The organism is Gemmatimonadaceae bacterium (assembly GCA_019752115.1).
Lineage (GTDB): Bacteria > Gemmatimonadota > Gemmatimonadetes > Gemmatimonadales > Gemmatimonadaceae > Gemmatimonas.
Genome location: JAIEMN010000010.1, coordinates 44,057 through 65,118 on the forward strand (window position 1 = coordinate 44,057; position 21,062 = coordinate 65,118).

16 protein-coding genes are annotated in these 21,062 nt (G+C 68.9%); 12 read left to right on the forward strand and 4 right to left on the reverse strand.

From position 1 onward, the window contains the following. Nucleotides 1-2 precede the first annotated feature (2 nt). The 8 genes from miaB to K2R93_05190 all read left to right on the forward strand — a co-directional run bounded on the left by miaB (nucleotide 3) and on the right by K2R93_05190 (nucleotide 9,678). Nucleotides 3-1,388, forward strand: coding sequence for a tRNA (N6-isopentenyl adenosine(37)-C2)-methylthiotransferase MiaB (miaB, locus tag K2R93_05155; GenBank protein MBY0489207.1), 1,386 nt, complete (start codon nucleotides 3-5; stop codon nucleotides 1,386-1,388). 81 nt (nucleotides 1,389-1,469) lie between these two features. After that, on the forward strand, nucleotides 1,470-3,773 hold the full coding sequence (locus K2R93_05160; protein ID MBY0489208.1) for a DNA internalization-related competence protein ComEC/Rec2: 2,304 nt from the start codon (nucleotides 1,470-1,472) through the stop codon (nucleotides 3,771-3,773). A 228-nt stretch (nucleotides 3,774-4,001) separates the two neighbouring features. Next, the gene (gene fbp, locus K2R93_05165) at nucleotides 4,002-5,051 is read left to right on the forward strand and encodes a class 1 fructose-bisphosphatase (GenBank protein MBY0489209.1); all 1,050 of its coding nucleotides are present in this window, start codon (nucleotides 4,002-4,004) and stop codon (nucleotides 5,049-5,051) included. A gap of 34 nt (nucleotides 5,052-5,085) precedes the next feature. Continuing rightward, a complete protein-coding gene (locus K2R93_05170; GenBank protein MBY0489210.1) occupies nucleotides 5,086-6,681 on the forward strand; it encodes a methylmalonyl-CoA mutase in 1,596 nt (531 codons plus the stop codon). 4 nt (nucleotides 6,682-6,685) lie between these two features. Next, complete coding sequence (gene tyrA, locus K2R93_05175; protein MBY0489211.1) at nucleotides 6,686-7,831, forward strand: bifunctional chorismate mutase/prephenate dehydrogenase; 1,146 nt, start codon at nucleotides 6,686-6,688, stop codon at nucleotides 7,829-7,831. A 61-nt stretch (nucleotides 7,832-7,892) separates the two neighbouring features. Beyond that, nucleotides 7,893-8,351 carry a hypothetical protein gene (locus K2R93_05180; protein MBY0489212.1) on the forward strand — a complete coding sequence of 153 codons (459 nt, stop codon included), beginning with the start codon at nucleotides 7,893-7,895 and terminating at the stop codon, nucleotides 8,349-8,351. A 23-nt stretch (nucleotides 8,352-8,374) separates the two neighbouring features. Then, nucleotides 8,375-8,812, forward strand: coding sequence for a CHRD domain-containing protein (locus K2R93_05185; protein ID MBY0489213.1), 438 nt, complete (start codon nucleotides 8,375-8,377; stop codon nucleotides 8,810-8,812). Between the two features lie 14 nt (nucleotides 8,813-8,826). Beyond that, nucleotides 8,827-9,678, forward strand: a complete 852-nt coding sequence (locus K2R93_05190; protein ID MBY0489214.1) for a carboxypeptidase regulatory-like domain-containing protein — start codon at nucleotides 8,827-8,829, stop codon at nucleotides 9,676-9,678. A gap of 204 nt (nucleotides 9,679-9,882) precedes the next feature. On the opposite strand, the gene K2R93_05195 is transcribed toward K2R93_05190, so the two are convergent. The 4 genes from K2R93_05195 to K2R93_05210 all read right to left on the reverse strand — a co-directional run bounded on the left by K2R93_05195 (nucleotide 9,883) and on the right by K2R93_05210 (nucleotide 17,208). After that, nucleotides 9,883-11,355: a RagB/SusD family nutrient uptake outer membrane protein gene (locus K2R93_05195; protein MBY0489215.1), complete on the reverse strand. Its 1,473-nt coding sequence runs from the start codon at nucleotides 11,353-11,355 to the stop codon at nucleotides 9,883-9,885. Nucleotides 11,356-11,358: 3 nt separating this feature from the next. Then, a complete protein-coding gene (locus K2R93_05200; protein MBY0489216.1) occupies nucleotides 11,359-13,323 on the reverse strand; it encodes a TonB-dependent receptor in 1,965 nt (654 codons plus the stop codon). Nucleotides 13,324-13,383: 60 nt separating this feature from the next. Then, nucleotides 13,384-14,346, reverse strand: coding sequence for a TonB-dependent receptor plug domain-containing protein (locus tag K2R93_05205; GenBank protein MBY0489217.1), 963 nt, complete (start codon nucleotides 14,344-14,346; stop codon nucleotides 13,384-13,386). Between the two features lie 207 nt (nucleotides 14,347-14,553). Next, nucleotides 14,554-17,208, reverse strand: coding sequence for an ERAP1-like C-terminal domain-containing protein (locus K2R93_05210; protein ID MBY0489218.1), 2,655 nt, complete (start codon nucleotides 17,206-17,208; stop codon nucleotides 14,554-14,556). A gap of 110 nt (nucleotides 17,209-17,318) precedes the next feature. On the opposite strand from K2R93_05210, the gene K2R93_05215 reads away from it, so the two are divergent. From K2R93_05215 to K2R93_05230, 4 genes are all read left to right on the forward strand, one after another. Next, complete coding sequence (locus K2R93_05215; GenBank protein ID MBY0489219.1) at nucleotides 17,319-17,933, forward strand: sigma-70 family RNA polymerase sigma factor; 615 nt, start codon at nucleotides 17,319-17,321, stop codon at nucleotides 17,931-17,933. Next, nucleotides 17,930-18,793 (forward strand): zf-HC2 domain-containing protein, encoded by an 864-nt coding sequence (locus K2R93_05220; protein ID MBY0489220.1) that lies wholly within the window; start codon nucleotides 17,930-17,932, stop codon nucleotides 18,791-18,793. Before K2R93_05215 ends, K2R93_05220 begins: the two co-directional genes overlap by 4 nt. A gap of 142 nt (nucleotides 18,794-18,935) precedes the next feature. Next, nucleotides 18,936-20,333: a hypothetical protein gene (locus tag K2R93_05225; GenBank protein MBY0489221.1), complete on the forward strand. Its 1,398-nt coding sequence runs from the start codon at nucleotides 18,936-18,938 to the stop codon at nucleotides 20,331-20,333. Then, nucleotides 20,330-21,031, forward strand: coding sequence for a hypothetical protein (locus K2R93_05230; protein MBY0489222.1), 702 nt, complete (start codon nucleotides 20,330-20,332; stop codon nucleotides 21,029-21,031). Before K2R93_05225 ends, K2R93_05230 begins: the two co-directional genes overlap by 4 nt. The last annotated feature ends 31 nt before the right edge of the window (nucleotides 21,032-21,062 follow it).

The window sequence follows — 21,062 nt, forward strand, 5'->3', positions numbered from 1 at the left end:
GCGTGACCACTCCGCGCCCCGAATCCCTTGCGCCCGACGTGTCGGCGGAACGCAAGCCGACGGTCTACATCGAGACGTACGGCTGCCAGATGAACGTGGCGGACTCGGAGCTGATGTACGGCAAGCTCGCCGCGCACGGCTACGAACCCATCGACGTACCCGATGGCGCCGATGTCATTCTCGTGAATACCTGCGCGATTCGCGAGAACGCGGAAACGCGCGTGATCGGACGCCTCGGGGAGCTGCGCCGCTTCATGAAGCCGGACACCATCGTGGGCGTCACCGGCTGCATGGCGCAGCGTCTGGGCCCCCGGGTGCTCGATCAGGCCAAGCACGTGTCGCTCGTTGTGGGGCCGGATGGCTACCAGGCGCTGCCGTCGCTCCTCGACGGGGCGCGTAAGGGCGAGAAGTTCACCGCCACCGACTTCGACCTCGAAGAGCATTACGAGGATGTGGTGGCGCGCCGCTTCGAGGGCGTGAAGGCGTGGATCCCGGTGCAGCGTGGCTGCGACTATCGCTGCACGTACTGCATCGTGCCGTACACGCGCGGCCCCGAGCGGAGCCGCAAGCTGGCGGATGTGGTGCGCGAAGTGCAGCAGGTGGTGGAGCAGGGGCTCACCGAAGTGGTTCTGCTGGGCCAGACGGTGAACTCCTACACCGATGGCACGCACGACTTCGCCGACCTGCTGCGTGCCGTGGGCGCCGTGGATGGCATTCGACGCGTACGCTACACGAGCCCGCACCCGAACGATTTCAGCGATCGCGTGATCGCGGCGATGGCCGAGGTGGACACGGTGTGCGAACACGTGCATCTGCCCATGCAGAGCGGCTCGACCAGCATGCTCAAGCGCATGCTGCGTCGCTACACGCGCGAGGACTACCTCGACTGCGTGGCGCGCCTCCGGGCGGCGATCCCGGGCCTCGCACTCACGACCGACATCATCGTGGGCTTCCCGGGCGAGACCGACGAAGAGTTTGCCGACACGCTCTCGCTCTGTCGCGAGGTGCGCTTCGACGACGCGTTCATGTTCAAGTTCTCGGCGCGCGAAGGCACGCCGGCTACGAAGATGCCGCCCGAGTGGACCATCCCCGATGCGGTCGTGGCCGAGCGCTTCGACGAACTGGTGCGCACGGTGCGTGGCATTTCCCGCGAGAACAACCTCGCGCGCCTCGGTGACACCATGGAAGTCCTCGTGGAGAAGGTCGCGCGCGATGGCGCCCTGCTGCAGGCGCGTTCGCGCGACTTCAAGACGGTCATGGTGCCGGCGGATGCGGCGCGCATCGGTGACTATCTCACGGTGCAGCTCACCGGCACCACCGGGGCGACCTTCACGGGGACGCCCGTCGGTGAGAAGAAGCGAGCCGCCCTGCCGATGGCCGCCGTGTAGCGATTGGCGGCTCGCGTTGTTTTGACACCCCGTGCGTCGATTCGATGACGCACGGGGTGTCGTCTTTTCGCATCGTGCAAGATGCCGATGCTCGTGCATGCCGTGGCTGCGTGGCTGACCGGTTTGGCGATGGGGCAACTCGCCTATCGCGGCCCGCTGGTCGCGGGCCTGCTGCTCGCGGGCGCGGTGGCGCTTGCGCGGCGTGCGCCGCGGGCGGCCACGTGGGCGCTGCTTCTCGCCGCTGGCGGCGTGGTCGCGCACGCCGCCGCGCAGCAGGCGATGCGCTGTCGCGCGGCCTTGCATGACCAGGCGGCGGCCCAGCAGCCGCTCTGGCTGGTGATCGATGCGCCACCGATCGCGCCCATGCCATCGCGCGGCGTGCTCACCGGGCGGTCGGGCGCCCTGCGCTGCCGCGTCGCGGCCACGGTGCGCTGGCAGGGGGCACCACCCCCCGACGGCTATCGGGTGCAGGTTCGCGCGGCGGCTCGGGTCACCTCGCGCGGCCTCGCCCTGCAGCAGGCCACGGTGGTGGCCGTCGGGCCACTCGATCCGATGCGGGCGACACGGGCGTGGGCCGCACGCACCATAGATGCCCGGTTCCGCTCCCGGGCGCCGCTCGTGCGCGCGCTGCTGATTGCCGATCAGGATGGCATCCCGCGCGCGCTGCGTGACCGTTACGCCGACGCGGGGCTGGTTCACCTGCTCTCCGTCTCGGGGATGCATGTCGCGATCATCGCCTCGGCGCTGCTGACGCTCCTCGGCGGCCTGCGTGCGCCGCTCGCGCTGGCCGAACCGCTGGCGATGGTGGGGGTGGTGCTCTACGTCCTCGTGCTCGGCTGCCCGCCACCGGCGGTGCGCAGCGCGGTCATGCTGGTCGTCATGGCCCTCAGCCGTCGGGCGCAGCGGCCGGTGCACGCGTGGGCGCCACTGGCGCTCGGCGCCGTAGTGCCGACGGTCGATCCCCTCGTCGTGACCGATCTCGGATGGCAACTGAGTGCGGGCGGCATGGCCGCGTTGGTGGCGGCACGCGCCTTTCGCCGGAGTGCGCGGCAGTGGGCCCATCGCGAGGCGCACGCGGTACTCGCGATGCCGCAGGCCGTGGCGCGCTGGCTCGCGACCCGCCGCGGCGCGACCGGATGGCTGGTGACCGAGATCTCGACGGGGCTGGTCGCGACGGCCGTGACCGCGCCGCTGATCGCGTGGACCTTTGGCCGCCTGAGTCTCGTCGCACCGTTCTCGAACCTGCTCGCCGGGCCCTGTATCGCACTGCTGCAGCCGGCGTTGTTCCTCGCGCTGGTGCTCGCCCCGTTTCCGCGGGCCTCCGCGGTCGTCGCCGACGCGTCGCAGCCGCTGATGGCCCTGCTCGACCTCGTCGCGGACCGGAGCGCCGGGGTTCCCGGGGCGGTCCTGCCAGTGGCCCCCTCACTCGTGACCGCGGTCGCCGCCGGTGTCGCGTCGGCGTGTGTGGTGCGTGGCTCAGCGGCCGCACGGCGCACGCCGTGGATGCTCGCCGCGGCGGCCTCGCTGGTGCTCGGCCTGTGGATTCCCGTGGTACACGGCGGGTCCGGTCGCCTGGAGCTGCACCTGATCGACGTGGGGCAGGGGGACGCCGTGGCGCTGCGAACACCCCGCGGCCGCTGGATGCTCATGGACGCCGGCCCCAGTGGTCGCGCGGGTGACGCCGGCGCACGCGTTGTCCTCCCCTATCTGCGACGGCTCGGCGGACGCGTTGCGCTGGTCGTGCTGTCGCACGCGCATGAGGACCACGCGGGCGGCGCGGCCGCGGTCGTACGGGCGACGCGCCCCGCGTGGTGGTGGGAGCCCGCGTTCGTCACCACGAGCCCGGGCTACCGTGCCGCGCTCGAGGCCGTGGCTGCCGTTGGTGTGCACTGGAAGCGCGTCCGCCCGGGGGATCGCTACGCGCTCGATGGTGTCTCCGTGACCGTGCTGGCCCCCGATTCCGCCTGGACCGCGGCCCAGGAGAACGCGAACGAAACATCGGTGGTGCTGCGCGTCGCCTATGGCGCACACGCGTTCCTGCTTACCGGCGACGCCGAGCGAAGCGAAGAGGCCTGGCTGCTGGCCCATCACGCGCCGGCACTGCTCGAGGCAGACGTACTCAAGCTGGGGCATCACGGGAGTCGCACCAGCAGCAGCGCGCCCTTTCTCGATGTGGTCCGGCCGCGCGTCGGGATCTCGTCGATGGGGTCGGGCAACCGATACGGACATCCGGCTCCGGAAACACTCGCCGAGTTGGCGGCACGCGCGGTGCCGGTGTTTCGCACCGATCAGGACGGCAGCATCGTGGTGCGGAGTGACGGACGCACGCTCGAGGTCGAGGCGGGTGACACGCGCTGGATCGTGCCGCCGCGCGGGGCGCGCTGAGTGACGCGCGGCGTTGCGTCCGGGCACTTCAGGGCGTCGTACCTCGTTGAATGCGCAGCCGAATGGACCGACGTGCTGTTACATGCGTTTCACGTCGCGTAGAGGCTCGCATCGCGGGGCGTGCCGCGCCGGGCGTGCGGCTGCATCATCCGCGCTGCTCTTCCCCCGCTCGCCCGAAGTCGTCAGCTTTCCGGCGTTCGCCCGCCCTCCCTCTTCGGAGTCCCTCCCGTGGTCAAGCACACTTCGACGTCCGTCGTCACGATCGAGCGCTTCATCATCGAGCAGGAGCGCATGTTCCCGGAGGCTACCGGTGAGTTGTCCGGCATCCTCTACGACATGGCGCTCGCTGGCAAGATGATCGCGAACAAGGTGCGCAGCGCCGGGCTCGCCGACATCCTCGGGGCGACGAGTGACACGAATGTGCAGGGCGAAGTGCAGCAGAAGCTCGACGTCATCGCCAACGAGATCATCGTCAAGGCGTTCGATCACGGCGGACGGCTCTGCGCCATGGCGTCGGAAGAAGAGCCCGACATCATTCACATTCCCGAAGGCTTCCGGCACGGCAAGTACGTGCTGCTCTTCGATCCGCTCGATGGCTCGTCGAACATCGACGTGAATGTGCCCGTCGGCACCATCTTCTCGGTCTACAAGAAGATCACGCGCGGGACGCGCGGCGAGATGGAAGACATGCTCCAGCCCGGCCGCCGCCAGGTGGCCGCGGGCTACATCCTGTACGGCTCGAGCACCATGATGGTGTACACGACCGGACAGGGCGCCCACGGCTTCACGCTCGACCCGTCGATCGGCGAGTTCCTGCTGTCGCATCCGAACATCCGTATCCCGGATCGCGCGCGGTATCTCTCCGTGAACGACGCGTACGAGCAGGATTGGCCGGAACCCACGCGCGCGCTGATGCGCCGCTATCGTGGGCTCGACGGCAAGCAGAAGCCGCTCAACGTGCGATACGTCGGCTCGCTCGTCGCGGACTTCCATCGCAACCTGCTCGGCGGCGGTGTGTTCTGTTATCCCGCGAACGCCAAGTCGCCGCGCGGCAAGCTGCGCCTGCTCTACGAGGCCAACCCGCTGGCGTTCATCGCCGAACAGGCTGGAGGGCTCGCGGTCGATGGGCACCGGCGCATTCTTGATGTCGAAGCGACGGAGCTGCATCAGCGCACGCCGCTCTACATCGGCAGCAAGGCCGAGGTGGAAACGGTGAACGAGTTCCCGCTCCCGGTGCCGGAGCGGCGGCATGTGCCGCGGAAGGACGACGCCGCCTAAGGCGTCGCCTCGCGCAGTTCTCTAAATTAGGGGGATGACCGACCGACTCTCCCCCTCCGGCATCCCCATCCCCGCCGTCGTTCGCCCAGCGGACGTCGCGACCGATTACGCGAACGACCTCGGCGATCCGGGGCAGTTTCCGTTCACGCGCGGGGTGCAGCCCACGATGTACCGTGGGCGCCTCTGGACCATGCGCCAGTACGCGGGCTTCGGCACCGCGAAGGCCACCAACGAGCGCTTCAAGCTGCTGCTCGATGCGGGCCAGACGGGATTGTCGGTCGCCTTCGATCTGCCCACGCAGATGGGGATCGACTCGAGCTCGCCACGCGCGCTCGGTGAAGTCGGGCGCGTCGGCGTGGCGATCGATACGGTCGAGGACATGCACGTCCTGCTCGACGGCATTCCGCTCGATCAGGTCTCCACGAGCATGACGATCAACGCTACGGCGTCCACGCTGCTCGCCATGTATATCGTGGTGGCCGAGGAACGGGGCATCGCCCGCGCCAAGCTGTCGGGCACGGTGCAGAACGACATCCTCAAGGAATACATCGCGCGCGGCACGTACATCTATCCGCCGGCGCCGAGTCTCGCGCTCACGGCCGAGATGTTCCGATTCTGCGCCGCCGAAGTACCGCAGTGGAATCCCATCTCCATTTCGGGCTATCACATTCGCGAGGCTGGCTCCACCGCGGTACAGGAAGTGGCCTTCACCTTCGCCGACGCGCTGGCGTACGTGAAGCAAGCGGTGGAGGCGGGGTTGCCGGTGGATACCTTCGCCCCGCGCCTGTCGTTCTTCTTTGCGGCGCACAACGATCTGTTCGAAGAGGTCGCCAAGTTCCGCGCCGCCCGCCGTCTGTGGGCGCGCCTCATGCGCGAACAGTTCGGCGCCAACGATGCGAGCTGCCGCCTGCGCTTCCACACGCAAACGGGCGGCGTGACGCTGCAGGCGCAGCAGCCGCTCAACAACATCGTGCGCGTCACCATCCAGGCACTCGCGGCTACGCTCGGCGGCACGCAGTCGCTGCACACGAACGGCTACGATGAGGCGCTCGCCCTGCCCACGGCGGAGGCGGCCACGCTGGCGCTCCGCACGCAGCAGGTGGTGGGCTACGAAAGTGGGGTCGCGCAGACAGTCGATCCGCTCGCGGGCAGCTGGTATGTGGAGCAGCTCACGAACGAAATCGAATCGCGCGCCCGCGAACTGCTGGCGCGCGTCGACGAACTCGGCGGCGCCGCCGAGGCGATCAAGGCGGGCTTCTTTCAGGAAGAGATCGGGCGTAGCGCCTACGAGTATCAGCTGCGGGTGGAAGCCGGCGAGACGGTGGTCGTGGGCGTCAACAAGTTCGGCGACGGGCAGGACCCGCCGATCATCCCGGCGCCAGACTTCAGCGCCCTCGAGCGTGATCAGGTGGCCCGCCTCACGGCCGTTAAAGCGCAGCGTGACGCCAACGCCGTGAACACGGCGCTGCAGCGCATCGTGGAGGTCGCCCCGCAGTATCAGGGCAACCACAGCGGCCCGCGCGCCGAGCTCATGCCGCTCATCATCGATGCCGTCCGCGCCCGCGCCAGCGTCGGCGAGATTGCCGATGCGCTTGAGGGCGTGTGGGGCCGCTACCAGCCAACGGTCTGAGACGATGACCGAGCAGGCGCCAGGCGCGCCGCGGCCGCTCCCGGTGCTGCGGGCCATGATCGACGCCCTCGATCGGGACCTGCTGCAGATCATGGCCCGGCGGATGGCGCTGGTGGCCGAGGTCGCGGCGTACAAGCGGCAGCACGGCGTGCGCATCCGCGACGCCGAACGCGAGCGCGAGGTGCTCCGCGATCGCCATGAACGCGCCGTGGAACTTGGTCTGCCCGCCGGGGAGATCGAATCGATCTTCCGCCTGCTGCTGCGGTCCAGCCGCGACCATCAGGCGGCGCTGCGCGCCGAAATCCCCCTCAATGAGCCGGTGCGCACTGTTGCCGTGATCGGTGGCCACGGCAAGATCGGTCGGCTGCTCGCCCGCCTGTTCGGTGATCTCGGGCATCGCCTCCTGCTCGTGGACCGCGACACCGAACTCCGCGCGGCCGAAGCCGCGGCGGCGGCCGACGTGGTGGTCGTGTCGGTCCCCATTGAGCACACCGAGGCGGTGATCCGGGAGGTCGGCCCGCACGTGCGCGCCGAGTCGCTCCTAATGGACGTCACGAGCATCAAGGGAGCTCCCGTGCAGGCCATGCTGGAGTCCACCGCGGCCAGTGTGGTGGGCACCCACCCGATGTTCGGTCCCAGCGTGCACACGCTGCAGGGGCAGCGCGTGGTCGTGTGCCGGGCCCGGGGCGATGCCTGGGCCGACTGGGTGGTGCATACCTTCACCGCGCGCGGCCTGTCGGTGACCGAGACGTCGCCGGCCCAGCACGATCGGGTCATGAGCGTGGTGCAGGTGCTGACGCACTTTCAGACGCAGGTGCAGGGGATCACCCTGTCGCGCCTCGGGCTCCCGCTCGCCGAAACGATGCCGTTCACATCGCCGGCCTACCTGCTCGAGCTCTACGTGGCGGCGCGGCACTTTGCCCAGGACCCCGCACTCTATGGCCCGATCGAGATGCGGAACCCCCGATCCGCGGACGTGACGGCGGCGTTCAGCGCGTCGGCGCAGGAGTTGGCGCGCGTCATCGCCGAGGGTGATCAGGAGACCTTTGCCCGGCTGTTCGGCGAGGTGCGCACGTTCTTCGGCGACTTCACCGCCGAAGCGCTCGAGCAGTCCAGCTTCCTCATCGACCGCATCGTCGAACGCAGCTGACGCGCGCTAAGTCGCGGCACCGCTTGGGGATCGGAACCACGGCCTCACGCGTTGACCCACTATGTCCACACCCACCCTGCTGCAGCGTGTGAACCCCGTCTACTGGTTCATGCGGCTCGAACGTGCGATCTGGGCGCTGTTCGCCGAGGTCGAGTATCGCCTCAAGATCGTTCCGCGCGGGACACCGCTCGCGCCGCGCCCCTTCGACCGGCGGCTGCTGCGCACCGTGCTGATCGTCCTGCCGACGCTGGTGGCGAGTCTGTTCATTCAGCCACCGCTCCGCACACGTCTGCTGCTGTTGCTCTTCGTGCTCGTGATCCTGGTTGTTGGCGTGATCTTTCTGATCGACGCCCGCGAGGGGATGACCGCGCCCCCCTCGCCCGGGGTCAGGGGCAACGCCCGCCCGCCCGTTCGCAGCGGTCCGGCGGGCACTCCGGCGGGCTCCGGTGTAGCATCCCCCAAGCGCCCGGTGGCAAATTCCACCGGTCCCGCCCGACCGGGGTCACCACCCCGGCGTTAAGTCACTCCCCCAGGATTCCCCGTATGCGTCGTTCACTCCTGCTGTTGCTCGCGGCCACCGGTGTGCTGACCGCCCTGGCGGTCAGCACCCCCGCATCGGCGCGGCTGCGCGACTGGACCACAACGCTCGCGGGCAGGGACGGCCGCAAGGTCTCCGGCTCGGCGGTGGTGAAGCCCGGGGCCAACGGCGCCGGTTCCGAGGTCACGGTCACGCTCGACGGCGACACGCCCGGCGCGACGCGTCCGTGGCACATCCACGCCGGCAGCTGCACCAAGAGTGGCGGCGTCGTGGGCAGTGCGCGGGCCTACAGCCCCATCGCGATTGACCTCAAGGGCCATGGCAGTGCCACGGCCAAACTCGATGTGGCCCTGAGTGATACCAGCACGTACTACGTGAACATTCACGACGCCGCCGCCGCGATGCAGATCATCGTGGCCTGCGGCGATCTGGCGAAGCACTGAGCCCCGTCATCGATATGCGCATCTTTTCTCGTCGCCCCCGAGCCCACGTGGCCGGCGCGATGTCGGCCGCCCTGCTGTCGGTCACCCTGGCGGCCACCGCCGGCGCCCAGCAGCGGACCACCATGCAGGACCGCATCCGGATGGAGCGCGAGCAGCAGCTCGCGCGGCAGGGCGGCTTTGCCGTAATCGACGGCGTCGTGACCGACACACTGCTGACGCCCCTCGATAATGCCGACGTCACGGTCATCGGTACGGCGGCCAAGGTCATCACCGGGGAGAACGGCCGCTTCCGCATGATGCAGGTGCCGTCCGGTCAGTACCTCATCGTGGTCCGGCGCATCGGGTTCGCGCCGACCTCCGGCATCATCGAGGTCCCGGCCGGCGACACGGTGCGCCTCGCCTACGCGCTCGTCCGCAGCGGCATGCTCCTCGACACCGTGCGCGTGCGCGAACAGCGCGTGTCGCTCCGCATGCTGGAGTTCGAACAGCGCCGCAAGCTCGGCACGGGGCAGTTCGTCACCCGCGATATGCTCGAACGCCGCGGCTCCATGTACGCCAAGGACTTCCTCCGCAACCTCACCGGCGTGATCGTCTCGCCACTGAGTGGCGATCAGTTCGCCGGCACCGTGGCGCTCTCCAAGCGTGAAGGCGGCTCGGTCTTTGGGGACGGCGCTGGCGCGTGCGCCATGCAGGTGCTGCTCGACGGCATCATCCTGCCGCGCAACTTCAATCTCGATCTCCTCCCGCCCCCGAAGCAGATCGCCGGCATCGAGGTCTACTCCGGCTCCGCCACGGTCCCGCCCCAGTTCGGTGGCCCTGATCGGCGCTGCGGGGTGATCGCGGTGTGGACACGGGACGGCTACTAAGCCGGCACGGTTTCCCATCTCATCGCTCCAGTCTCGATGCTCACCGCTCGGCTCTCAGTTCTCAAAGGAAATAGTCTTGGTTTCCGTTGAGAACCGAGAGCCGAGCCGTGAGCAGCGAGACCTGAGACCTGAGACCTGACCGCTCCCGAAAGCAAAACGGCCCCGCGTGCATCGCACGCGGGGCCGTTGTGTTGCCGGGGGGCCTTAGCAGCCCGGGCCGGCCAGCGCGCCCGTCTTGCCCGCGCGGACGAGGCACTCGCCCTGCGGGATCGGCTGCACGCGCGCCACGAAGTGCGCGTTCGTGCCGGTCGCGATGTCCAGCGGGAGCTGGTTCAGGCGGCCGTAGCGACGCATGTCGATCCAGCGGTGCCCCTCGAGGAGGAGCGAGTACCGCTTGTTGTACAGCAGTTCGGTCAGCACCGCCGCATCCGTGGACGCGGTGGTGAGCGTCGAGGCGGGCAGGCCACCCGACGACTGACGGATCTGGTTGATGATCGCAATCGCACCCGCCTTGTCGCCCGTGGCCAGCAGCGCTTCGGCGCGGAGGAGCAGGAGCTCTTCGTTGCGGATGATCGGCAGGCTGCTCGACGTCGTCGGATACATGTTGAAGCCGAGCGACGACGCGATGCCCAGACCCTGCGGCGCGTTACGCGTCGCGCGGGTACCGATCTTGGCCGTGTAGCGATCGTCCGGGTTGCCATCCGCCTTCAGCTGCGCATCCGTCTGAATGCTCATGTGCGCAAACAGGTCGGTGTTCGTGACCGAGTTGAGCGGATTGTTGGCGTCACCCGAGGCCGTCGAGTACGGATGCGACGGACCCGCGTCGAGCGCCGCACGCGTGGTCGCGCCGGTGTTCATGAACGAGGCCGTCAGCGCCGTCAGCGCCGCCTGCCAGGCCGCCGTGCCACCACCCGACGTGGCGTAGTAGGCGTTCGCACGCGCCGCGATGGCGCGGTTGAACTGGCGGAACGTGCTCGGCGTGTTGAAGCCGTTGAAGCCGGCATGCATGGTGAACGGGAACGCGCTCCCGCCCGCCGCCAGCTTCGCCGCACCGTCGTCCAGCGTGTTGATGATGTACTTGTACGCCGAGTCCCGCGACACGAACGCCGCGAGGTCCGACGCGTTCTGCTTGATCTCCACCACGAGACCGAGCGTATCACGCGTCGAGATGACGTACAGCAGCTCCAGCCCTTCGAGCGTGCGGGCGAAGCCCAGTGCGGCACTCTTCTGCTCGGCCGTCAACAGCGTCGAATTCGTCGCCGAATTCTTGAAGTTGAAGATGTCGCGCAGGTTGCCGTACTGCGTGCCCCAGTTCTCCACCGCAAAGCCGGCCGGGTCGAGCTTGTTCTGGCCGGAGATGCCGATGAGGTAGGCCGACGTGTTACGGCCTTCCTGCGGGGTGTAGATGTACGCTTCGCGGCCAAAGCGGCCGGTGGACGTGATGAACGCGCCGCGGCCGTTGCGGAGCTGACGGAGCAGGCCGTTGGCCTGCAGCTGCAGCGCCTGCGGGTCCGCCGCCGCCGCTTCCACGGTGGGCGCGTTCGGGTTGCTCAGCACGAGCTTATCAGAGTTGCAGGCGGCAAGGGCCGCCAGCGACGCGAGCGCGCCGACCGCGCGCAGCGTAGCGAGGGACGTCTTCACGGAATTCGTGGTCGTCTTGAGTGATGTCGTCGTCATGGGTTAGAAGCCCAGGTCGACGGTGAAGAAGAACTGCCGGCTCGACGGGAACGGCGCGAGGTCGATGAACCGGTTGAAGTTCGAGTTGCCGAAGTTCGAGAACTCCGGGTCGAAGCTCCAGTACTTGGAGATGATCGCGAGGTTACGGCCGCTGAGGTTGAAGCGCATCGAGCGGGCACCCGGGATCTTGCTGGCCCACGAATCCGGCGCCGTGTAGTTCAGCGTCACTTCGCGGATCTTCACGTACGAACCGTTCTGGATGTAGGGGCGGATGTCGCCCTTGTTGAACGTGTCGTAGCGGTCCTTGCCCTTGGCCACGAAGTCGCGCGACTGGCCGCCTTCGTCCCACAGGTTGTTCGTCATGTTCGAGACGTACCCACCGTTGCGCCAGTCCACGAGCGCCGAGACGCCCCACCGCTTCCAGGTGAAGTCGTTGTTGAACGTCGTCGTGTGGATCGGGTTCGAGTCGAACAGGATCGTGTCGCGCACGGCTCCGTTCACGCCCAGCGGGGCATTACCCCAGATGTACGTGGACTTCGTGTCCGTGGCGATACGGTTGCGGCCGTAGGAGGCACCGAAGGAGCCACCCACCGCGAACGCCGGCACCGGGATGTTGTCCGTGTACTGCTGGTTCGCGTTGTAGATGATGCGCGTGGTCCACTCGAGGTTGCCCTTGCGGAGCGGCACCGCCGAGATGACGCCTTCCGTACCGAGCACCGAGAGCTGGCCGCCGTTGATGACCTGGCTGCCGAGACCCGACGACGGGGGCAGCGGGAAGGTCAGGAGCAGATCCTTGATCTGGCGCTGGTAGCGCGTGAACTCGAGGCCGAGGCGACCCTTGAAGAGCTGGATGTCGGTACCGAACTCGGTCTCGTTCATCACTTCCGGCTTGATCTTCGTGTTGCCGAGCGTGCCGTTCGACACGAGCGAGCCACCACCACCGATCAGACCACCGTCGGCGTAGAGCACGTCACGGTCGCCGTAGCGCGGACGGTTACCCGACTGACCCTTCGCGGCGCGGATCTTGATTTCGTCGATCTTGTCCGTCCACACGTTCGTGAAGCGGTACGACGCCGAGAACTTCGGGAAGCTGTAGAACTTCTCGCGGTCGCCGTTGGCGCTCGAACGGTCGGCACGGAGACCGGCGTTCACCGAGAGCTTTTCGTTGAGGAGCAGGAGCTGCTCGTTCACGTAGTACGACTGGTCACGGAACTCCGACCGGCCGTTCGTGATCGCCAGGTCCTGCGCGCCGGTCGCGATCTGACGCGTCGGCAGCAGGCCGCGGCCACGCAGGCTGTACGTGTTCAGGCGCTGGTTTTCGTACGTGCCACCCGTCGAGGTCGTGGCCGACGTGAACCAGCTCCACCCCGGCGTGAACGTCCACACCGCGTTGATGCCCTGGTTGAACTGGAAGCTCGACGCGTTGACCTGGTTGACCGTGCCGAGGAAGCCGTCGGCCGGCTCGTACTGCATGTAGTTCGGCGAGTACTGGAAGCCTTCCTGCTGGAAGCGGTCCACACCCGACAGGTACGAGAGCTGCACCGAGTTCTTGGTGGTCGAGAGCGCCGTGTAGCCGATGCGCGTCGACGCCGCCTGGCGCCACACGCTTTCGTTGTTCGTCACGCGCTCGAGCACTTCGAACGGATTCGACGTCGCCGTGCCCGGCGTCGCGCTGCCCGTATAGAACGGCATGCGCACGTAGCGGCCCGTGGCGTCACGCTTCGTCAGGTCGATGATCGCCGGGTTGTAGCCCATGTTGTAGATCGGGCTGATACCGGCGTTGTCGTTGTTGCCGAAGCCGCGCGCGAAGTAGTTGCGCGTCACGTCGAGACCGGCGCTCACCGTCCACTTGGTGCCGAGCGTCTGATCGAGGTTGATGCGGCCACCCGTACGACGGGCGCCCGTGTACTTCATGATGCCCGACTCCTGACGGTCGTTGAGCGACACGAAGAAGCGGGTGTTGTTCACGCCGCCGGCCGCCGAGAGCAGCGTCTCGTACGACGGGGTCGTCTCGCCGTAGAGCTGCTTCTACCAGTCGTAGGACGGGCAGGCGCCCGAGCCGCAGACCGCCTTGGCGATCGAGTCACCGAGCGAGCCGCCGACGTACGGCGCCACTTCAGCGTAGTTGGCGAAGCTGCGGTGCCCGAGGAGGCGCTGCGCCTGCTGCGAGCCGACGCGCTGCACGACGTTCCACGTCGGGCGGCCCTGACGGCCACGCTTCGTCGTGATGACCACGACGCCGTTCGTGGCGCGCGAGCCGTAAATGGCCGAGGCCGCCGCCGACTTGAGGACTTCGATGTTCTCGATGTCGTTCGGGTTGAGGTCGGCCAGGCGGTTCACGACCTGGTCCTGGCTCGAGCCCGTCGAACCGCTCGCGCGGCTGACCGACGAGGCACCCGACGAGATGCTGGCGTTCGAGATGATGACGCCGTCCACGACGTAGAGCGGGTCGCCGGAGCCGAGCACCGACGTCGCACCACGGATCTGGATCTGCGCACCACCGCCCGGCGCGCCGCTGTTCTCGAACATGCGGGCACCCGCGACCTTACCGGCCAGGTTGCCTTCGATCGAGCGGGCCGGCACGCGGTTGAGTTCCGCCGTGTTCACCGAGGCCACGGCCGTCGTCGCGACCTTCCGGTCCGTCGTCGTGGCCGCACCCGTCACCGTCACACCTTCGAGCTGCAGTACGTCCTTTTCGAGGACGAAGTTCGCCGTGTTCTCGTTCGGGCCGACGCGGATCGTCTGCCGCTTGTAGCCAAGCGTGCGCGCGACGACCACGACTTCACCCGACGGGACGCGAAGGCGGAACTCGCCCTTCTCATTGGTGCGGACGCCGACCTGCTGGCCGACGATGCCAACCGTCACTTCGGCGATGGGCTGACCGCTTCCCGCCATCTTCACCGTGCCCGAGATATCTCGGGACTGGGCGTCGGCGCGGAAGGGCAGTGCGGCGACCGCGAGGGCGGTCACCATCCGGAACAACCTGCTCATGAGGGCTCCACAAGAGGGAAATGGAGAACAACGAACTGCTGGGGATGGAACGACGACCGCCGGAATGACGGCCCGTCCCAGAATCCGCCGCTCGCGCGGGACGAGGCAGGCGGCAGAAGGCTGATACTACGGTTGGAACCGCAGATGGCCAGACTTGCGTCACAACGGTCCCATCGATTAGGACCGAAGCGGACTGGACTGTAAGTCCTACGGGGACGGCGCCGCGAACCGCGCCCGGATCGTGACCGTACGCTCGAGCTCGTCTCGCGACTGCAGCACCTTCTGCCGCAGGTCGGGCGCCAGCTCGGGATGCCCGGCCAACCACTGGTCCACGATCGCCAGCGCCGCCGGATCGCTCTGCCCGCCCAGCGTCCCCCCCAGCCACGATCCCAGAAAGAAGATCCGCCGGTTCTGTTGCACCCACGGCAGCGTATCGAGCGCCGGGGCGAGATAGCGCCGCGTGAGCGCCTGCTGCTCCGGCTCATGGAAGGCCCGCAGGCTCGACGTCACCCACTCCTCATTGAGCGAGGCGTCGCCAAACCACCGCGTGAAGAGCGCCGCCTTCACGGCACTGTCTGGCTTGGCCGCCGCCGCCACGAAGGCCTGCCGCTGCCCTTCGCTGGTGTTGTCGCGCGCCCGCTCGGCGGCAATGAGCGCATCGGCATCCGGCGCGCCACGGGCCACCAGCCGCGTCACCAGGCTCCACCGCGTCGGCGCGCGCAGCGGCAGGCCGGCGATCGTATCCCCCGCCAGCCAGCCGCGCAGGCGCCCCAGCGCCGCCGGAGTGCGCGCCAGTCCGATGTACGTATCGAGATGCGACTTGCGCGTCCCGTAGCTGCGCGTCGAGTCGGCGGCGCCGGTGAGCAGCAGCTGCTCCACCTCCGGCAGCATCGCGTCGCGCGCCGCCGCGGCCCCGTAGCGCGTCAGCGCCGTGGACAGGCGGCCCACGAGCGTCCCCGCCAGCTGCTCATCGCGTTCCGTCGGCAACGCCCGCATCGCCATCCGCGCATAGCGCAGCGGATCGAGCTGCGCCTCGCGCACCAGATCCCACAACGAGCCCCAGAGCATCGCCCGCAGGAAATCATCCGGCACCTGCTCGATGTGCTGCTCGAGCCACTGCACACTGGCACTGTCGGGGAGCACGATCGCATAGCCGTAGTCGCCATCGTTGGCATACACGAAATCCGGCGCGGCCTGGCCAGCCGCCGCGGTGACGACCGTCGTATCCCCCCGGAGCTCCACCGGCAGCCGCACGGGGGGGCCGCCGGCACGATAAAGCAGCACCTGCATCTTGAGCGGCCACGTGCCCTTCCCGGAGAGACTGGGTTGCGCCGGCCGCTGCACGAGCGCGAGGCGCGTGATCCTGCCGTTCGCGACCCGTAGCTGCTGCTGCACGATGGGCATGCCGGGGCGCAGCATCCACTGTCGGCCCCACGCCGTCAGGTCGCGCCCGGACGCCGTACCGATTGCCGCCAACAGCGCCTGCCACGTCGCATTGCCGTAAGCATGGGTCCGCAGGAACGTCTGCACCCCGCGCTGGAACGCCGCCGGCCCGACCAGATACTCGAGCTGCCGCAGCACACTCGGCGCCTTGTTGTACACGATCGGGCCGTAGTTGCTCTTGGCCTGATCGAGATTCCCGAGCGCCTGCCACACCGGCGTCGTCCCCAGCGTCGCATCGGTCCCGTACGCCACCGGCTTGTTGCGCAGGTAGAACGTCTTCCACGCGTTCGCCTGTGGATCGACCTCCGCCTGCATCCGCGCCGCCATGAAGGTCGCGAATCCCTCCTTGAGCCAGAGGTCGTCGAACCAGCGCATGGTGACGAGATCGCCGAACCACTGATGCGCGACCTCGTGGAAGATCGTCGCCTGCCGGCCGAGCAGCTGCGACGTCGTGGGGCGCTCGCGATAGATGAAACTGTCTTCGTTGTAGAAGACCGCGCCCGGGTGCTCCATCCCGCCAAAGGGGAACGCCGGGGCGAGGAGCGACGCATACTTGTCGAAGCCGTACGGCGTGTCGAAGTAGCGGCCCAGCCAGCGCAGCGCCTTCGCATTGAGCGCGACCAGCGTATCGCCTTCGGCCTCCTTGGCGCGCGTGGCCCGCACGAACAGCTGCACGGGGACGGGGGCCGCTCCCTCGCGGATCGCTTCGGCACGCGTATGCACCGCCCAGGGCCCGGCGGCAAAGGCAATGAGATACGTGCTGAGGGGCCGCGTTTCGGCAAAGCGATGCGTGACCTGATCGCCGGTGGTATCGGCGCCCACCTCGGCGCCATTGGCCAGCGCCACCCAGGCCTTGGGGGCGGTGAGCCGGAAGGTCACGCGGGCCTTGAGATCGGGCTGGTCGAAGCAGGGGAAGAGCAGGTTGGCGTCGGACGGCACGAGCAGCGTGTACAGGTACGTCTGCCCGTCGGTCACGTCGCGATAGCGGATGATCGCCGCCCCCGCGTTCGCCACCGGCGTCTGGAAGGCCAGGGTGAGTGTGTTGGCGCCCGGCTTGAGGCGCGCGGCCGGTACGGTGAGGTGCTGGCGGTTCCACGACCGCGCGGCGTCCGGCCAGGGCGCGCCGTTGACGGAGGCCTCGCCGATCCCCAGTCCCCGGAAGTCCAGGATCACGTCGCCCGCCCCCGAGCGCTCGAAGCGCACGGTCACCCGCCCGCTCGCCGTATCGCCCGCCGAGACGGTCAGGGCGAGGTCGTAGGCGACGTGGCGCAGGGAGGCCCGACGGACCCCGGCGAGCGAGGCGGAGACGCCGGGCCCGGTCAACGCCGACCGGGGTGACGGTTGGGCGAGGGCCGGGGTCGCGAACGCCACCAGACCGGCGGCGAACAGGAGCGCAGGGAGCTGGGAACGGAGAGTCATGGGACCAACCTGCGGGCGCTGTCCCCGGCTGTAAACCGCTGTCGGCGGTCCCCCTCTGACCGCCGATCAGGAACGGGAATAACTTCGCCCGTCCCCCCGTCCCCGGGTCCATGACCGCCACTCCCGCTGTCCTCGCCCGTCGCCAGCAGCGATTCGAGGAACTCGTCACCCCGCATCTCGGCCAACTGCTCGGCTTTGCCGCGCGGCGCATGGCCTCGAGCAGCGACGCCGAAGACGCCGTGCAGGACACCTGCGTGCGGGCGTGGAGCGCCTTCGATGAACTGCGCGACCCGACGCGGGTGCGCGCGTGGCTGTACACGATTCTGCGGACGGTGCTGAGCGATATGGCCGATCGCGCCGGTCGGCGGGCGCGGCTGGTGCCCATGTCCCGCCTCGAGGATGTGCATGAGGCCCTGGTGGCGGGCGAGGGCGATCAGGTCTTCCTCGATGTCGTCGGCCGCCTGGACGCGGAGCTGCTCCGCGCGGCGCTGGCGAGCATCCCGGAGGACTTCGCCACCGCGGTGGAGCTGCACGACATCTCCGGCTTCAAGTACATCGAGATTGCCGAACTCCTTGGCATTCCCATCGGAACCGTCATGAGCCGCATTTCGCGTGGACGCCGCTTGCTCGCCGGCGTCATTCAGGAACGGCAGCACGAGTGGGCCCTCGGCGCGGACCTCAGCGCCGAGCCCGTCGCCACGCGCCCCTCGCGGAGGCGCTCATGACCGACTGGATGGGGGGGGCGGTCCCCGGCGCGCGGCCGCAGCCGGAGGACGACGCGACGCGCCAGGCGCGCCACGATATTCTCGCCACGCTGCTCGGGGCCTATGCCGACGGGGAGCTGCCACTCGAAACCATGACGCAGGTCGAGGCGCACCTCCTGGGGTGCGACCGCTGCCGTCGGGAGGTGCGCATTCAGCAGGCGCTGGCCGACCGGGTGGCGACGCTCGCGGTCGCGCCCGTCTCGCCGGCGTTGCTCTCCAAGGTCCGCGCAGTGACGAGCGCCATGCCCGCGCCCGCGCCGGTGCCCGCAGCCCCGGCGCGCGGTTCACGGCGCGTGTGGTGGGCGGCGCTGGTCGGATGCGCGGTGATCAGCCTCGCGGTGGCGCAGACGTGGCCGCGGTGGCGCGCGGGCGGGGCGAGTACGCCCGCGCCCGTCGTCCTCACGGCCGAACCCACCGTGGTCGCCGCCGTGGCCGCCGATTTCCGCCGGGCGAGTGGTCGTGACCTGCCGGGGCGCGCGCGCGACCTCGACGCCGTGCGCGCGGCGGTGGCGTTTCCGGTGTGGCCGTTGCTCCGCGATGATCTCCGTCTGGTGGGGGCGTGGACGACCGAGCTCGATGGGGAGCTGGCGGCGGTGCTCGCGTACCGATGGCACGATCGCGTGATCATGCAGTACGCCCTCTCCGACGCCGCGCTGTTCCGTGCGGTGGACATCCGTCGCGCCTTTGGCGCCGGTCAGCCGATCGCCGCGCAGGATGGCAACGTGGGCGTCGTGGGGTGGACCGAAGCGCAGGGCGGTGCGTTTCTGGTTGGTGACGTGACGTGGCGCACGTTGCAGGGGCTTCAGCCGGTCGCCCGTTGACGCCTCCGCTGGTGTGGTGCGCAGGCCGACGACGGGGTGACGACGTGCGAACCGCGTGATCACGCTGCGCTTCTGGAAAGGCTGTGACACCAATCAAACGGTTCGAGTTGCGCACGCCGTGCGCACGCCGCCAATTGGGGGCGTGTTTCCCACCACCGATCTTCCCGGGCGACGGAACGTCGCCCACCGCGTCCGCATGCTGATGCTTGGCGCTGGCCTAGCTGTCGCTGCCCCACGGGCGCCGCTCGACGCGCAGGTCGCGCCGCCGCGCGACTCGACGTCCACGGCGACGTCGCTCGATTCGCTGGCCGCGCGTCTGGCGCGGACCGAAGAGGCGCTGCGATTGCTCCGCGAACAGCTGGCGACGGAATCGGCCGCGCAGGTGCGCCTGCGTTCCCGCGCGCAGCTCGAGCTCTCGGCGCGCCTCGTCATGAACAGCTTCCGCTCGTCGGGCAATCTGCAGGGCGGCGAATCGCCGGTCTTTGCCTCCCCCGACCGCGCCCGCGATCCCGAATACGGATCGGCGGGACGGTCCAATCTGGGGGCGTCGTTTCGCCAGACCCTCATCGGCGCGACGGCCACGATCGACAGCGTGCTCGGTGGCACACTCGCCGCCGATCTGGAAGTCGACTTCTTCGCGCGCGCCACCGACGCCAATCCGCCGCTCTTTCCGGAACCGCGGCTGCGCACGGCGCGCGTCTTTCTGACGCGCCCCAAGACCGACATCATGCTCGGCACCGAGACACCGCTGATCTCGGATCTCAATCCGATCAGTTCGGCGGGCGTGGGCATTCCGGTCTTTGCGACGGCGGGCAATCTGTGGAACTGGCTCCCGCAGCTGCGCGTGACGCGCGAGGTGTGGTCGCGCGCGGGGGCGCGCGCGGTGTCGGTCGCGCTGCAGGGGGCGCTCATGGCGCCGTATGCGAACGAACGCCATCTCGCCAACCTGACGGGGCCCGACGCCGCGGCTCTCACCGGCAAGCCGGCGGTGGAGTCGCGCGTGCGCGTGCGTTGGGGGACCGAGCATGATGTCGTGGCCGCGCAGGGCGTTCACACGCGCGGTGGGGAGATCGGCGTCGGCGTTCACAGTGGAGCGCTCCGCGTCGCCGGCGATTCGTCGCTCCATTCGTGGGCCGTGAGCACCGATCTCCGGGTGCCGTTGGGCACGCGCGTGGAACTGCGCGGCGAGGGCTATCGCGGGCGCCTCATCCGCGGCCTGGGTGGTGGCGCCATTGGGCAGAACTTCGGTACGCTGGGCGTCAGCGAGCAACCCGGCGTCCCGCTCACCGATACCGCCGGGTGGCTGCAGCTCAACGCCCAGATGACCCCCATGCTCATCGCCGGCGGCGGCTGCGGCACCGATCGCGTGCATGAGCGCGCGGTGGATCGCCGCCGCAATACCGCCTGCGCCGTCCATACGCAGTGGCGCCCCACGCAGCCGCTCTTCATCTCGTTCGAGTGGCGCGAATTCCGGACGCGCTATAACAGCGGGCTCGCGCGCGGCCGTCAGCTCAATCTCGGCCTGGGCATCGAGCTGTGACGCCGGTCCGTCGGCTCGCACGGCGCCTCCTTGGCGTGCTGGTCGCGGGCGCCGTCCTGCTCGGGCCTCGTGCAACGCTCCGGGCGCAGGGGGCGGTGCGCGGTACGGTGAAGGTGCTCGACAAGTCGGGCGCCCCCGCGGCGGACCTGAGCGACGCGATTGTCTTTCTCGAGTCGGACAATGCGCCGCGTCCAACCGGGTTGATGACGGCCTCCGTCGCCATGCGCCTGCGCGAGTTCGAGCCGCATGTGCAGATCGTGGCCGCCGGCGGCAGTGTCGCGTATCCGAATCAGGATCCGTTCAGCCACAACGTTTTCTCCAACTCGTCGCTCGGGGCGTTCGATCTCGGGCTCTATCGCACCGGCAAGACGCGGTCGGCGACGTTCCCGCGTGCGGGCGTGTACGCGATCTATTGCAACATTCACGCGCGCATGGTGAACTACGTCGTCGCCGTGAAGACCGCGCATGTGGCGCGCGCGTCGGCCACCGGGGCCTTTGTGCTGGAGAATGTGCCGGCGGGCTCGTGGCGGCTGCACGTCTGGCATGAACGCGCGCCGGAACATGTCGAGACGGTGCAGGTGCCGGCGGATGGCGTGAACGCCCTCGCGATCGCGCTCGACGGGCGTGGCTTTGTGGCGAAGCCGCACACCAACAAGTTCGGCCAGCCGTACGCGACCACCCGTGCCGATCGGTACTAGGCGCCCGTCGCGCATGGGTCGCCCGCCCGCC